The 14013-nt window shown below is 65.2% G+C and carries 10 protein-coding genes; 5 read left to right on the top strand and 5 right to left on the bottom strand.

The window, feature by feature from the left end; translation table 11 throughout:
* Window positions 1-47: 47 nt before the first annotated feature.
* Window positions 48-3152: a transglycosylase domain-containing protein gene (locus tag GGR36_RS17440; protein WP_183636053.1), complete on the top strand. Its 3105-nt coding sequence runs from the start codon at window positions 48-50 to the stop codon at window positions 3150-3152.
* 41 nt (window positions 3153-3193) lie between these two features.
* Here the strand turns inward: GGR36_RS17440 and GGR36_RS17435 are convergent, their stop codons facing one another.
* From GGR36_RS17435 to GGR36_RS17415, 5 genes are all read right to left on the bottom strand, one after another.
* Window positions 3194-4264 carry a patatin-like phospholipase family protein gene (locus GGR36_RS17435; RefSeq protein ID WP_221229599.1) on the bottom strand — a complete coding sequence of 357 codons (1071 nt, stop codon included), beginning with the start codon at window positions 4262-4264 and terminating at the stop codon, window positions 3194-3196.
* 70 nt (window positions 4265-4334) lie between these two features.
* Window positions 4335-5084, bottom strand: coding sequence for a GAF domain-containing protein (locus tag GGR36_RS17430; protein WP_183636052.1), 750 nt, complete (start codon window positions 5082-5084; stop codon window positions 4335-4337).
* A 45-nt stretch (window positions 5085-5129) separates the two neighbouring features.
* On the bottom strand, window positions 5130-5651 hold the full coding sequence (locus tag GGR36_RS17425; protein ID WP_183636051.1) for a GNAT family N-acetyltransferase: 522 nt from the start codon (window positions 5649-5651) through the stop codon (window positions 5130-5132).
* The gene (locus GGR36_RS17420; protein WP_183636050.1) at window positions 5648-6094 is read right to left on the bottom strand and encodes a DUF2147 domain-containing protein; all 447 of its coding nucleotides are present in this window, start codon (window positions 6092-6094) and stop codon (window positions 5648-5650) included. Before GGR36_RS17420 ends, GGR36_RS17425 begins: the two co-directional genes overlap by 4 nt.
* A 9-nt stretch (window positions 6095-6103) precedes the next feature.
* Window positions 6104-6802, bottom strand: coding sequence for a fumarylacetoacetate hydrolase family protein (locus GGR36_RS17415; RefSeq protein ID WP_183636049.1), 699 nt, complete (start codon window positions 6800-6802; stop codon window positions 6104-6106).
* Between the two features lie 520 nt (window positions 6803-7322).
* Between GGR36_RS17415 and GGR36_RS17410 the strand changes: the two genes are divergently transcribed.
* From GGR36_RS17410 to GGR36_RS17395, 4 genes are all read left to right on the top strand, one after another.
* Window positions 7323-10253, top strand: coding sequence for an OmcA/MtrC family decaheme c-type cytochrome (locus tag GGR36_RS17410; RefSeq protein WP_183636048.1), 2931 nt, complete (start codon window positions 7323-7325; stop codon window positions 10251-10253).
* 197 nt (window positions 10254-10450) lie between these two features.
* Window positions 10451-10789, top strand: a complete 339-nt coding sequence (locus GGR36_RS17405) for a ComEA family DNA-binding protein (RefSeq protein ID WP_183636047.1) — start codon at window positions 10451-10453, stop codon at window positions 10787-10789.
* Between the two features lie 49 nt (window positions 10790-10838).
* Window positions 10839-11834: a DmsE family decaheme c-type cytochrome gene (locus tag GGR36_RS17400; RefSeq protein WP_183636046.1), complete on the top strand. Its 996-nt coding sequence runs from the start codon at window positions 10839-10841 to the stop codon at window positions 11832-11834.
* A gap of 63 nt (window positions 11835-11897) precedes the next feature.
* Window positions 11898-13985, top strand: coding sequence for an MtrB/PioB family decaheme-associated outer membrane protein (locus tag GGR36_RS17395; protein WP_183636045.1), 2088 nt, complete (start codon window positions 11898-11900; stop codon window positions 13983-13985).
* Window positions 13986-14013: the final 28 nt, after the last annotated feature.

Here is a 14013-nt window from a genome sequence, read left to right as displayed (position 1 = left end):
CGCATTCGGGATAATGCCAAGCGAGAGTGCAGCACCTGCACTGATTTATGGCGCAATTCCCCGATCGCATGACCAGCAAGGCGCAACGCCCCGTTTCACTGCCGCTCCGGCTGCTCGGCCACGTCGTACGCATACTCGCCGCGGTGATCCTGATCCTCGTGCTCGCCGCCGCGGGCCTGATCTGGTACGAGACCACCACCTCGCGCTTCGAGGCCCTGCATCTCGCGGAGTGGGGGCGCAGCATGTCCTTCCATGTCGAACCGGGCAAGAGCGATGCGATCCGCTTCCCCGGCGCCGGGCCCTTCGACCAGCGCCTGGGCTACAGCACGCTACCCGAATACCTCGCGCGGCTCGGCGCGCGCGATTTCGCGATCACGCATCAGGCACGCATCTCCGCCGAGATGGCGCGTGCGGTCGACCTCGGCTTCTTCGCACCGTATCGCGAAAAGACGCAGGGAGGACTCACGCTCGAAGACTGCGCTGGCCAGACCTTGTTCCAGGCGCGCTTCCCGGAACACTTCTACGAAGACTTTCGTTCGGTGCCCGATCTGCTGGTGCGCAGCCTCCTGTTCATCGAGAACCGCGAGTTGCTGGAACCGGGGCCGGTCACCAAGAACCCGGCGGTCGAGTGGGACCGCTTCGCCAAAGCCGCCTTCGATCAGCTGCTGCGCCGTATCGATGCCGAGCACGACGCCCATGGCGGCAGCACCCTGGCGACGCAGATCGAGAAGTACCGTCACTCGCCCGAGGGGCGCACCAGTACGCCGCGCGAGAAACTGCGGCAGATGGCCTCGGCCTCGCTGCGCGCCTACCTGCCGGGCGAGGATACGACGCAGGTTCGGCGCCAGCTGGTCGTCGATTACCTGAACACCGTGCCGCTGGCAGCCAAACCCGGCTACGGCGAAGTGATCGGTATCGGCGACGGCATGGCTGCGTGGTACGGCCGCGACTTCGCCGAGGTAAATGCCTTGCTGCGCGACCCGGCCGCCAACCCGGCGGCACGCGCGCTCGCCTACAAGCAGGCGCTGTCGCTGATGATTTCGCAGCGGCGCCCGAGCGGCTTCCTCGCCGACCCGACATCGCTGGAAAACCTGACCAACGTGCACCTGCGGCTGATGGCGACACAGGGGGTCATCAGCAGCGAACTGCGCGACGCAGCGCTGCGCCAGCCGCTGCAACTGCAACGCAGCGCCCAGTCGGGCGGGACGCACTCGCTGGCCGGTCGCAAGGCGGCGGTGGTGACGCGCACCCAGCTGGCGACGCTGCTGCGCGTGCCACGCCTGTACGACCTCGACCGTCTCGACCTGAGCGCGGTCAGCACGCTCGACGTCAAACTACAGCGCGCGGTGACCGACACGCTGCGCAAGATTTCCGACCCCGCCGCGGCCAAGGAAGCCGGCCTGGTCGGCGACCACCTGCTCGGCGGCGGCGACCCCGCCAAGGTGATCTACAGCTTCACGCTGTTCGAACGTACCGCCGGCGCCAACCTGGTCCGGGTGCAGACCGACAACTTCGACCAGCCCTTCGACATCAACGAAGGCACCAAGCTCGACCTCGGCTCGACCGCCAAGTTGCGTACCCTGGTCACTTACCTCGAAATCATCGCGCGCCTGCATGAGCGCCTGTCGCCGCTGGATCGCGAGGCGCTCGTCAAGCTGCCGGTCGCCCAGCAGGACTACCTCACCAGCTGGGCGGTCGAATACCTGACCGCGAACAGGGACGCCAGCCTGGAAGACATGCTGCGCGCAGCGATGGAACGCAAGTATTCGGCCAACCCGGGCGAGAGCTTCTTCACCGGCGGCGGGCTGCTGACCTTCGAGAACTTCGACAAGCTGGACAACACGCGCATCGTGTCGGTGCGCGAGGCGCTTCAGCGCTCGGTGAACCTCGCCTTCATCCGCATCATGCGTGACATCGTGCGCCACACGATGTTCAACATGCCCAGCTCCAGCGCCACGCTGCTCGACGACAACAAGGATCCGAAGCGGCAGGACTACCTCGCGCGCTTTGCCGACCGCGAGGGCAAGGAATTCATCAGCCGCTTCTACAAGAAGTACCAGGGCAAGAACGCCGGCGAGTCGCTCGACATCCTGCTGCAGGGCATCCACCCGACCCCGAAGCGGCTCACCACCATCTTCCGCTCGATCGATCCGAAGGCGGATGAGTCGCAGCTGGGCGCCTTCCTCGAGCAGAACCTGCCCGACGCCTCCTTCGAATCGGACAGCATCGCGCGCCTGTACGAAAGCTATTCGCCGGAAGCCTACGATCTCGCCGATCGCGGCTACCTCGCCGGCGTGCACCCGCTGGAACTGTGGCTGGTCGGCTACCTGCGCCAGCACCCCGGCGCAACGCTGTCGCAGGTTTTCGCCGCCAGCGCCGACGAACGCCAGAACGTCTATCGCTGGCTGTTCAAGACCCGCTACAAGAGCGCGCAGGACGTGCGCATCAAGCAACTGGTCGAGGTCGAAGCCTTCCTCGAAATCCACAAGATGTGGAAGCGCCTGGGCTATCCCTTCGATACGCTGGTGCCGTCATACGCCACGGCGCTGGGCAGTTCGGCCGACCGCCCGGCCGCGCTGGCCGAACTCGTCGGCGTGCTGATCAACGACGGGGTACGCCTGCCGACGGTGCGACTCGATGCGATGCGCTTTGCCGCCGACACCCCTTACGAAACACGCCTCACTTACCGGCCGCAGGCCGGCGAGCGCGTGTTGCCATCGGAAGTCGCGAAGGTGGCGCGCGAGACCATGGCGGAAGTAGTCGAGAAAGGCACCGCCAAACGGCTCAGCGGCGTGTTCAAACGGGCGGACGGCAGCGTCATCACCGTGGGCGGCAAGACCGGCACCGGCGACCATCGCTTCGAGGTCTACGGCAAGGGCGGCGTGCTGATTTCGGAGCGGGTGGTGAGTCGATCCGGCACGCTGGTGTTCTACATCGGAGACCGCCACTTCGGCACCATCACCGCCTATGTGAAAGGCCCCGAGGCGGCCGATTACAAATTCACCAGCGCGCTGCCGGCGCAATTGCTGAAGGTGCTGGCACCAAGTCTGATCGACGAGATCAATCGTCCGGCGCAGGACGGCATGCGTTGCGAGCGGCCACCCGAGCTCAAACCAACGCCGGCCTTGAAACCCGCGCCAGTCGCAGGCTAAGTCGTACGCTGCGGGCCGCGATGCGCGGCCCCGCGGCGAACTCAGAGAGGCAGCAGCAGCGCGGGATCCGGCCGTTCGACCCAGCGCGCAAAGGCCTCCGCGATCCGCTCGCATTCACCCATCGCCCGCCGCCACGCCGCCTCCCGTGCCTCGTGATCCGGTCCGTAGCGGTAGAAGTCATTGCGATCGGGCAGTTTGGCGTTCGGCAACTTCGCCAGCAGATCGGGGCTGGGCGCGATCAGCAGCATGCTGGACAGCCATTCGGGCCCCTTGCCGAAGCCCTGCTTGCGCCAGGGCAGGAACTTGTCGAGCCAGCCCGGCGTGACGCCCTCGACAAAGTGCGGATAAAGCGTGATGCCCGGCAGGCGGTGGTAGGGCAAGTGGATGTGATAGTCGATCAGGCCGCCGTCCCAGTACTGCGCATCCGGCATCCCGGGGATACGGCCCACCGCATCGCAGATCAGCGGAATCGAACCCGACGCCGTGAGCACCGGCACGCAGTTGTCCGCCGTCAGCGCATGCTGGCGCGTCGCGAACGGGTCTTGCCACAGCGCATCGAGCGGACTCTCCGGGCCGCTCGCGAAGACATGACGGTTCAGATGGCGCGCCAGCCGCGCGCGTGAAAACGCGTTATCGACGGCCATGCGGGCGAATGCCCCGCGCGAGGTCCGCCCCGCCAGCGGCCCCACCGCGCGCGACACGATCACCCTCAGCGGCACGTCTGACCGCGCCAGCCAGGGTTTTGCCACCGATTCGGCAAGCCCGACGATCTTCTCGGCAACCTCGGCCGGTGTTGTCCCCATGCGGTAGCGCTGGCTGTGCACATAAATCTGCGCAAGGCGGTCGAGCGCGGTGCGCGGCTCAAGCTGCGCGGCGGCAGTCATGCGCCAGGCGCCGATCGAGGCGCCGACCAGCGTTGGCATGCGGCTGCCGCGCGGCAACCATTCGCCGAACAGCCAGCGATCAAGCGGAATCAGCGCGAGCCCTTTCGGGCCGCCGGCCGCGGCCGGGATGCAGGCGATGTCGTCGGGCGCGAGACCGTTGCGACGGATATGTTCGAGCGCGCGCGCACCGGCGCGCAGGCGGAAGGGCATGGCAGTCACGACACTCACCGGAGAAAGCTGCCGACGCCCCCGCGCCGGCCGAGGGCGCGATTATCGCTGCAACCTGCGGTCGCGTCGCTCAGCTGTCGTCGCGCACATCGAGACGACGCTTGTGTCGCGCGAGACTGCCCGAGATGAGGCCGATGATCTCGGACGCGGCCTCGACGATTTGCGGCGGTTCGAAACCGGCCGCCGAGAGGTCGCGGTAGAAGGACTTGGCGAGCATCTTGGCGACCCGTGTCGGCGGCAGCGCGCCACCGAACATCGGTGCGGCGCCGTCCGCCTCGGCGCGTGCCAGGCTCATCTGCGCCACGCGCGAATGCAGCAGGCGATCGAGCCGCACCACCTGCACCGCATGCGCCAGCAATGCAGCCACCGTCTGCGCGCGCAGGAAATCCGCCTCGTCGAAGGCGCCCGTCAGCGGGTCGCTGACGCACATCACGCCGATGCAGGTGCGCGCCGCTTCGAGCGGCACGCAAATGAAACTACCGTGCGCGCCCGCGCGGCGCGCGAGGGCCTTGAAGCTGGACTGCGCGATGTTGGGCACCCACAGCGCCTCGCGGTGCGTCAGCACATGGCCGGCGATGCCTTCGGTGGCCCCGGTGCTCTCCAGCCAGGCAACTTCCGGCAGTTCGCCGGCGCTCGCCACGAGCTTCAGCCGCGGCGGCACCTCCGTGTCATCGCGCACCACCAGCAGGCTGCACTGCCCGGCGCGCAGCAGCGCCGCCGCCGCTCGCAAGACTGCGTCGCGTTCGCCTTCCACCGGTGAATGGGCGACCAGATCCCGCGCGAAGTCTGCCAGCGCCCGCTCTGCGTCATGCTCACTCATGCTGCCCGCCTCCGCTGCGGTGAATACGGTGTGCCCCCGTTCAGTCTAGGTCAGGGACGTGGCGCTTTCCGCACCCGCCGCCAGCGGCTTGCTCATGTTGAGATTGGTAATGACGAAGCCGGCCGCTTCGTACAGGCGGCACGCTGCAATATTGTGGGCAAACACATGCAGCGAGAGCCGCTTCGCACCGAGCGCCAGCGCCTTTGCTTCGACCGCGGCCATCGCGGCGCGCCCCAGCCCCTTGCCGCGCCAGGCCGGGTCGATGACGAAGTCGAAAAGGTAGGCGAGTGTTTCGGCGCCAGCGCCGTCATGTGCGGGTGCGATGCGAAGCCATGCGATGCCGATCGGGGTGGCGTCATCGCGCAGCAGGCGGCCCAGATGGTGCTGCGGCGTATCGGCGCCTTGCGGCAGCAAGCTGGCAAACTCGGCTTCCGAGCGCTCGATCGCGCCTTCGGCCGGCCAGTTGCCAGCCTGCACCTTGCCCTCGGCGTAGCCGGTGACCGACTCCGCGCGCCATGCCGCAAAGTCGTCCGGCCCCAGCGGCGCCCAGTGGAGCACGGCGCTCACTCGCGATACCAGGTCTGGCTGCGCCCGAACAGCGATACGCCAATGAAGCCACGCACCTCGAGCGTCTTGCCGTCCGGCGAGAGCTTCATCTTCGCGCGATAGACCTTGCCGTTGTCCGGATCGAGAATCTCGCCCCCTTCGTAGGCAAAGCCATCACGTTTGAGCCCATTCATGATCTTCAGCCCGATGATCTTCTGACCCTTGCGGGCATCGGTGCACTTGTCGCATACCGGGTCGGTGTCTTCACCCGCCTTGAAGAAGATCTTCTCGACCACCGCTTCGTAGGTGCCCGCCTTTTCGTCGATGCGCACAATCGAGCGCGGTTTGCCATCGGTGTCGCTGATCGTCCGCCAGCGGCCTTCGGCGCCCGCTTCGTTCGCCCATGCGTTGCCCGCGATCAGTGCCGTCAGTGCACCCGCGACAATCCCCGTCCTCACATTCATCTCCGCTCCTCAGGAAACCACGACTGAAATGCTGCCAACCCCGGCGATGTGACCGTCCATCCGGTCGCCCGGCACGACCGGGCCGACGCCCTCGGGCGTGCCGGTGAAGACCAGATCGCCCGGTCGCAGCGTCCACAGCCTCGACAGGTGCGCGATGACTTCCGGGATCGACCAGATCATGTCCGACAGGTCGCCGCGCTGGCGCTCAATACCGTTGACGCTGAGCAGGATCTCGCCATGCGTCAGCAGCGGTGCGTGGCCGCGATGGAAGATGTGCGAGATCGGCGCGGCATGGTCGAAGGCCTTGCCGGCATCCCACGGATGGCCTTTCTCTTTGGCGCGTGCCTGAAGGTCGCGGCGTGTCATGTCGAAACCGCAGGCGTAGCCCCACACGCAGGCATCGGCCTGCTCGGGCGTCAGATCCCGGCCGCCTTGCCCCAGCGCGACCACCAGCTCGAATTCGTGGTGAAGGTTCTGCGTCGCCGGAGGATAAGGCAGGGCGCCGAGCGCCCCCGAGGCAACCGGCAGTACCGCGTCGGACGGCTTGCAGAAGAAGAACGGCGGTTCGCGTTCAGGGTCGTGGCCCATCTCGCGGGCATGCGCCGCGTAGTTGCGCGCAACGCAGAAGATGCGGCGCACCGGGAACAACGCATCGCTGCCTGCAACCGGCACGGCCGGCCGCGCCGGCGGCTCGAAGACGTAGGTCATGTTGTTGTGGGCTCTCGTCGGGACTGAAGCGGCGCATTCTGAACGCGCGGCGGGCGATGTGTCACTCGCGCTGGTCGCGCCGCGCGTCTCCTCTTCGCAACGGTGCAGGTCGTTTTCCGGTTTGATCGTGCGCAAACGTTGCATTCATGCCACTGCGCGCAAAAAGCAGTGACCGCCCGAAAGAAAGTGACTACCTTTTGCAAAACGTTGCAATTTGTCAGGCAGCGTCTATCCCATATCAGAGAAGGGTTCGAGCGGGATTGCGCCGGACAGCCGCGTAACGGGGGTTCCGCGGACATTCACCGGCAAAAGTTCGTCTGGCTCACAAAATGCCTGCATAAGCCGGAATTTAGTGAATTGGCGGCTTTCGACAGATCTGATCCAGATCAGTTCCGTAGTTGTATCTACTCGTAAATTCGGGGCCACGAGCGGGGAAGGGGAAGTGCCGGTCCACAGGGCCGACCCGCTGATCGTCGCAGCTTGTGTTCCATTTCTTTGGTGCACGTCGGGGAGAAGATTCATGGAAAAGAATAAAGGCCGCACCTGGCTCGGCTACGTCGCCGCAGGTTTGCTGGCAACGCTGTTGATCGGTTGCGGTGGCGGCGGCGACAGCGGCCCCGCAGGCCCAACCGGCCCTGCAGGCCCTGCAGGCCCCTCGGGCCCGTCGGGTCCTGGCGGTGGCACGACCGGCCCGTCCGCAGGCGTGTGGACGATCGCGAGCAACGCTACGACCCCGACGGATGCTTCCTCCGCCGCGTGGGCCTCGCTGGCCCCGCAGGTCACCGTGACCAGCGTGACCATTTCGAGCCCGCCGGTGGTCAGCTTCAAGGTCACCGACCCCAACGGCTACCCGGTCATCGGACTGGGCAACACCTCGAAGAGCAGCACCGCAACGGTGGCCGGTCTGACCAACCTGTCCTTCTCGATCGCGAAGCTGGTGCCTGGCACCAACGGCGCGCCGGCCAAGTGGGTCAGCTACATCGTCACCACCGTGCCGACCACCACCGCAGCAGCCGCCCCGACGCGACCGAGTACCGACACCACCGGTACGCTGGTCGACAACAAGGACGGCACTTACACCTACACGTTCTATCGCGACATCACCAAGATCAAGGATCAGGTCGCCGCGATGACGGTAGCCGCGCCAAACAACAAGGATGATCTTGGCGATCTGACCTACGACGCGAGCCTGGTCCACCGCCTGACGATCCAGATTTCCGGCAACGCACCAGGTACGGGCAGCAACACGCCGACGGGTGCGGCTTCGGTCTATCCGGCAGTGCCGATGACCAACCCGAGCGACGTCATCTACGACTTCGTTCCAGCCACCGGAGCCAAGGTCGCTGCCTCGGGTCGCGACATCGTCGCTACCGCCAAGTGCAACGAGTGTCACCGCCAGCTCGGCGGCATCCCGGGTGACAGCGCGCAGAGCTCCGCCGCCGGCTTCCATGGCGGCAACCGCAACAACGTGCAGTACTGCGTCGTCTGCCATACGGAGCAACGTAAGTACGGCAAGACCGAAGCGACGATCGACGCCACGCTGACCTTCACCTCCGCCACCGACAAGGTCGACGGCCGTGCCGTGGGCAACCTGCCGAACTACATCCACAAGATCCACAATGGCTCGTTGCTGGCGAAGAAGAATTACAACTACGCGGGCGTGTTGCCGAACGAAGTGGGTTATCCGCAGGACATCCGCAACTGCACCAAGTGCCACGATGGATCGGCAACGTCGACCGCGCTGACCGCTCAAGGTGACAACTGGAAGAACGTGCCGAACCGGCTCGCGTGCGGGGCCTGCCACGACGGCATCAACTTCGCCACTGGCATGGGCGTGACGCTGGAAGATGCGGCAAAGGGTCTGACCTCAACCACCGGACCGAGCGGCTATGCGCACCCGGCTGGCCCGCAGGCCGACGATTCACTGTGCGCGACTTGCCACAAGCCCGACACGGTCGACCTCGCGCATACGCCAGTCACACCGCCCAATGCCGGGAACGCGCTCGCCGTCACCGGCGGCAACACCAACACGAACTCTGCCTGGATCGCCTCGAATACCAGCCGCCTGCCGGCTGGCGCAATCAAGGTCACCTACGACATCAAGAGCGTGTCGCGCAATGCAAGCAAGCAGCCGGTGATGGTTTTCCGGATGCTGCAGAACGGCGCGCGTGCTGACTTGAACGTGCTGGCCTCGACCACGCCGAACCCGGCAACCGGCGACAAGGAAATCTGGGACAACTTCATGGGCGCGCCCAGCGTCTACTTCGTGTATGCGGTACCCCAGGACGGCATCACCGCGCCGGCCGACTTCAACGTCTCGGCTTCCGGCTGGCTGAAGAAACTCTGGAACGGCACCGCGACCAGTGGTACCGGCGCCGGCACCTTGACGGGCCCGGACGCCAATGGCTACTACACGGCAACACTCACTGGCGTCACCGTACCGGACAACGCAGTGATGCTGACGGGCGGCCTGGGCTATACCTACAACGTCACCAGCACCTTGCCGCTGACGCAGACCAATCTGGCGGCTTACCCGGTCACGGCAGCAACTGCAACCGGGCAGACCAACAAGCAGGGCGGCCTGATCGTCATCGCGCCGAACGTGCAGAAGGTGGCCACCGGTTACACCGGTCGTCGCACGGTGGTGGAAGACAAGCGCTGTAACGCGTGCCACCAGGAACTCGGCACCTTCACCGAAGATGCGTTCCACGCTGGCCAGCGTAACGATGGTTCGACCTGCTCCTGGTGCCACAAGCCGAACCAGACCAGCAGCGGTTGGTCCGCCGATTCCACCAGCTTTGTCCACGGCATCCACGCCGGCGCCAAGCGGTCGAACAAGTTCACCTGGCATGCCTCGACCACGACCGAATCGTTCGCGGATGTGGGCTACCCGGGCGTACTGAAGGACTGCGAGACCTGCCACCTGCCGGGCACCTATGACTTCAGCACGACCTCCAGCTCCTTGCCGAACAGGCTGTATCGCACCGTGGGCGCCGGAATCTACCCGGCCAGCGGCGAAACAATCCCCGGCTACAAGGTCAGTGGCACGTCATGCGTGGCCGGTACGCCATCAACCGGTACCGCGCTGTCAGTCTTCAGTCTGTCACCGTATGTGGCCACTTCCACCGCAGCCGCGATCAACAGCTACGGGGTCGGATTCACGTACAACGCAGGCTTGACGACATCGAATGCGTGTTCGCCGACCGGCACGTTCTACTCCGTCGCCGCTGGTGCAAGTCGTGAAGCCGAACCGACGACGCTGGTGATCTCGCCGATCACCACCGCGTGCTTCGCTTGCCACGACTCCGACCTGGCCAAGACGCACATGGAACAGAACGGCGGATCGATCTACAAACCGCGCAGCACCGCACTGGCGACACCGGAAACCTGCATGCTCTGCCATGCAACCGGACGCATCGCCGATATCAAGGCCATGCACGTCAAGCCGTAACACCAGGGGGAAGCCGGGGCGCTTGCAGCGATGCACGCCCCGGTCAGTGAAGGGGGAGCGGTCGCAGCCAGCGGCCGCAAGAAAAGCCAGAACAGGCGCCAGCACCCGGGAAACCGCAAGGGTTCCCGGGGCATGACGCGAGGAAGCACAAGACCATGGCGAGGAACCAGATGACTTCGGCGAACGCAAGGCATTGCATGATCCTTGCCGGGGCCGTCCTGCTCGCGGCGAACACATGCCAGGCAGCGGCTGGCGGTGCGTCAGCAGGTCAGGTGCCTTCCGGGCATCCTTCTGTCGCGACCAAGAGCAAGCCTGCCGCACAAGCGCCGCTGATCGACATCAACAGCGCAAGCAAGGCGCAACTGAAAACCCTTTACGGAATCGGCGACGTGGAAGCGGACCGCATCATCAAGGCGCGCCCGCTGCTCACGAAGACGGACCTCGTCACCAAGGCGGGATTGCCCACGGGCCTCTACGTCGCGAACAAGCGACGGATCATCGCGGTCCAGAAGACCGCGCCGACTCCCAAAGGTTAGACCGAGCCTTATCGGAACAAGACGAACCAGGACGAACGGGCAGACATCGATGAACATCGCAAAATTCGTGCTCTCCTCGGCGATTGTGGCGGCGACAGGATTCCTGTGCCTGGCCGCGTTGGCCGAGGACGAAGCCGCACCGGCCGCCAAGGCTGCTGCGCCCGCCGTCGCCAGCCCCGGCACGCAGTACAGCGCAAAGGGCGCCGACACCTGTCTCGAATGCCATGACGCGGACAGCGATACGGCGAACTTCACGACCGCTGGCATCTTCAAGGGCAAGCACGGCAACCCCAAGAACGCGCACAGCCCGTTCGGCCAGAAGGGCATGCAGTGCGAAGCCTGCCACGGACCGGGCGACCGCCATTCAACGCAGAAGAGCAAGCGCACCGAGACGATCAACAGCCTCAAGGCTAATTCGTGGATGCCGGTGGCCGAACGCAACGAGGTCTGCCTGTCGTGCCACCTGAATCGCTCACGCAACGCGTGGCATGCCGAGGTACACGACCGCAACCAGCTCGCGTGTACCGACTGCCACAAGCTGCATGTGGGCAAGGATCCGGTACTCGTCAAACAGACTGAGTCCGAAGTCTGCTTCACCTGCCACAAGAAGCAGCGCGCCGACTTCCAGAAGACTTCGTCGCACCCGGTTCGCTTCGGCAAGATGGCGTGCAGCGACTGCCACAACACGCACGGCACCGCGACCCAGGCCCTGCTGAAAAAGCCGACGCTGAACCAGACCTGCTACAGCTGTCACGCCGAGAAGCGTGGCCCGCTGATGTGGGAGCACGCGCCGGTCACCGAAGACTGCTCGCTGTGTCACACCAGCCACGGCTCAGTGCGCACCGCCCTGCTGAACAAGAGCACCCCATCGCTGTGCCAGGAATGCCACTCGGTCGCTGGCCATCCGGCAGTCCCGCGCACGGGAGCAGCGTTGCCCGCCAATGGCGGAACGGGCGCCATCTTCGTCGTCGCCGGCAGTTGCACGAATTGCCATACGCAGGTCCATGGTTCGAACCACCCCAGCGGCAACAAGCTGCTGCGGTAATCGACGCCTGCGATCGCCACCCGATAACGCTAGCGGAAACTCTCACCGAGAACGGACGCGACAATGAAAACCTTCAGCCCTTTGTTCCTGCTGTGCGCCCTGGGCGCGCTGTCGGTAGTGAGCGGCACCGCCGTTGCCGGTGACCCCTCCCAGTGGAAGTGCGAATCCTGTCCCTTCGAAAAGGCGGCGACCACCGCGGCAATCGATGCCGGCGTCGGCTACGTCTCCGAAGACTCGAAGAAGTTCGGCGACTACACCGGCCTCGATCAGAAAGGCGCCTATGCCGTCATCAATGGCTCGGCCGAGTACCGTGACGACAACGGCCGCTTCGGTTCGGTGACTGCCACCGACCTCGGCATCGATGTGCGTTCGATCAAGGCCGAGGGTGGCCAGGCCGGGGTCTATTCGGTGCGCTTTGGCTACGATGAACTCCCCCACTACCTGACCGGGTCCGCCAAGACCCCTTTCATTGGCAACGGAAGTGGCACACAGACGCTGCCGGCGGGCTTCCCGATCGCGACCAGCGCATCGATGCCGGCCGGCGCCCTGCAGGCGGTGGACATCGGCTTCAAGCGCAGCACGATTGACCTGGGTGGCACCTGGTTCGCTGGCGAGAACTGGACGAGCAAGATCAGCGTGCGTCACGACACCAAGGACGGCACCAAACGCAGTTCCGGCTCGTTTTTCTCCAGCGCCTCGCAACTCGTCGCCCCGGTCGATCAGACCACCGACCAGATCGAGGTGAGCACCTCTTACACCGGAACCAAGTGGCAGGGCACCGTCGGCTATTACGGCTCGATCTTCCGCAACTCGGACGCATCGTTGACCTGGGCGAACCCGTTCAACCCGGTCGTCGCCGGTGCCACGAGCGGGCAACTGGCGCTGGCGCCGGACAACCAGTTCCACCAGTTCTTCGCCAACGGCACCTACACGATCCTGCCGCAATTGCATGCGAGCGGCGACATCGCCTGGGGCCGCATGACACAAGACGCATCGTTGCTGTCACCCACCACCAATGCGGCAATCCTCGCCACGCTTCCGGCGATGCCGGCGAATTCGCTCAATGGTGAGGTCAATACCTACAACAGCAGTGTGCGGTTGGCCTACGACATCAGCGACAAGTTCCGGATCAGCGGCAGCTACGCGCACAACGGCCACGACAACCGCACGCCAAGCCTCGCCTGGCCGGTGGTCGCCACCGACATGTTTGTCGACACGACCGTGCGCAAGAACCAGCCCTTCTCGTTCAAGCAGGATCTGTACAAGGCGAGCGCGGACTATCGCGGCCTCGACTGGCTGAAAGCGAGCATCGGCTTCCAGGAAGACGACCGCATGCGGACCCTGCAGGATACGGTCTATACGCGGGAAGGCTCGCTGTGGGGCCGCTTCGTTTTCCAGATGAAGGAATACGCCTCGCTGGCGGTCAAGCTCGCCCATGGCGAACGCAAGAACTCCGGCTACGGCTCCGCCACCTGGGTGTCGCCGGCCGAAAACCCGTACATGCGCAAGTACAACCTGGCCGATCGGTGGCGCGACAGCAGCAGCGTGCGCGCGGACATCACGGCGATCGAAGGCATCACGATCGGACTCTTCGGCGACTACTCGATGGATGACTATCGTCACTCCAGCGTCGGCCTGACCGAAGGCAAGAGCACCAGCTACGGTGGCGATGTGTCTGCGGCGCTGGGCGAGAACACGCGCATCCAGTTCTTCGCGCAGAGCGAGCGGGTTCGTTCGACACAGGCAGGCAGTTCCACCGCTACGTTCGCAAACTGGACTGCCTACAACGAGGACGTCAGTGACGTCTTCGGTGTCGGCCTCAAGCAAACTGCAATCAGCGGCGCGCTCGAACTCGGCGCGAACTGGGCGTATGCCAAGACGCACAGCGACGTGGCGCTTTCCGGAGTGGGTACCGACGCCGGCTTCCCGGCAGCCACCACGGAACAGGACACCGTCAAGCTCTACGCCAACTACCGCATCCGCGAGAACATGTGGATCAACGGCAGCTACTGGTACGAGCACTTCCGTTCCAGCGACTGGCACAACGACGGCGTCACGCCGACCAGCGTGCCCAACCTGGTCGCGTTTGGCGAAGAGTCGCCGAGCTACCATGTGAATGTCGTCAGCGTGTCGCTGCGCTATCGCTTCTGACCGCCCGCAGCACCAGAAAGCGCCGGGG

The organism is Niveibacterium umoris, assembly GCF_014197015.1.
Classification (GTDB): domain Bacteria; phylum Pseudomonadota; class Gammaproteobacteria; order Burkholderiales; family Rhodocyclaceae; genus Niveibacterium; species Niveibacterium umoris.
The sequence above is the reverse complement of the archived record's forward strand: the minus strand, read 5'-3'. Positions and strand labels throughout refer to the sequence as shown.

Excerpts from the sequence above, each read along its gene's own strand:
- GGR36_RS17415 (WP_183636049.1), bottom strand. The coding sequence starts at position 6,802 with ATGACCTACGTCTTCGAGCCGCCGGCGCGGCCGGCCGTGCCGGTTGCA.
- GGR36_RS17430 (WP_183636052.1), bottom strand. The coding sequence starts at position 5,084 with ATGAGTGAGCATGACGCAGAGCGGGCGCTGGCAGACTTCGCGCGGGAT.
- GGR36_RS17405 (WP_183636047.1), top strand. The coding sequence starts at position 10,451 with ATGATCCTTGCCGGGGCCGTCCTGCTCGCGGCGAACACATGCCAGGCA.
- GGR36_RS17400 (WP_183636046.1), top strand. The coding sequence starts at position 10,839 with ATGAACATCGCAAAATTCGTGCTCTCCTCGGCGATTGTGGCGGCGACA.
- GGR36_RS17395 (WP_183636045.1), top strand. The coding sequence starts at position 11,898 with ATGAAAACCTTCAGCCCTTTGTTCCTGCTGTGCGCCCTGGGCGCGCTG.
- GGR36_RS17410 (WP_183636048.1), top strand. The coding sequence starts at position 7,323 with ATGGAAAAGAATAAAGGCCGCACCTGGCTCGGCTACGTCGCCGCAGGT.
- GGR36_RS17440 (WP_183636053.1), top strand. The coding sequence starts at position 48 with ATGGCGCAATTCCCCGATCGCATGACCAGCAAGGCGCAACGCCCCGTT.
- GGR36_RS17420 (WP_183636050.1), bottom strand. The coding sequence starts at position 6,094 with ATGAATGTGAGGACGGGGATTGTCGCGGGTGCACTGACGGCACTGATC.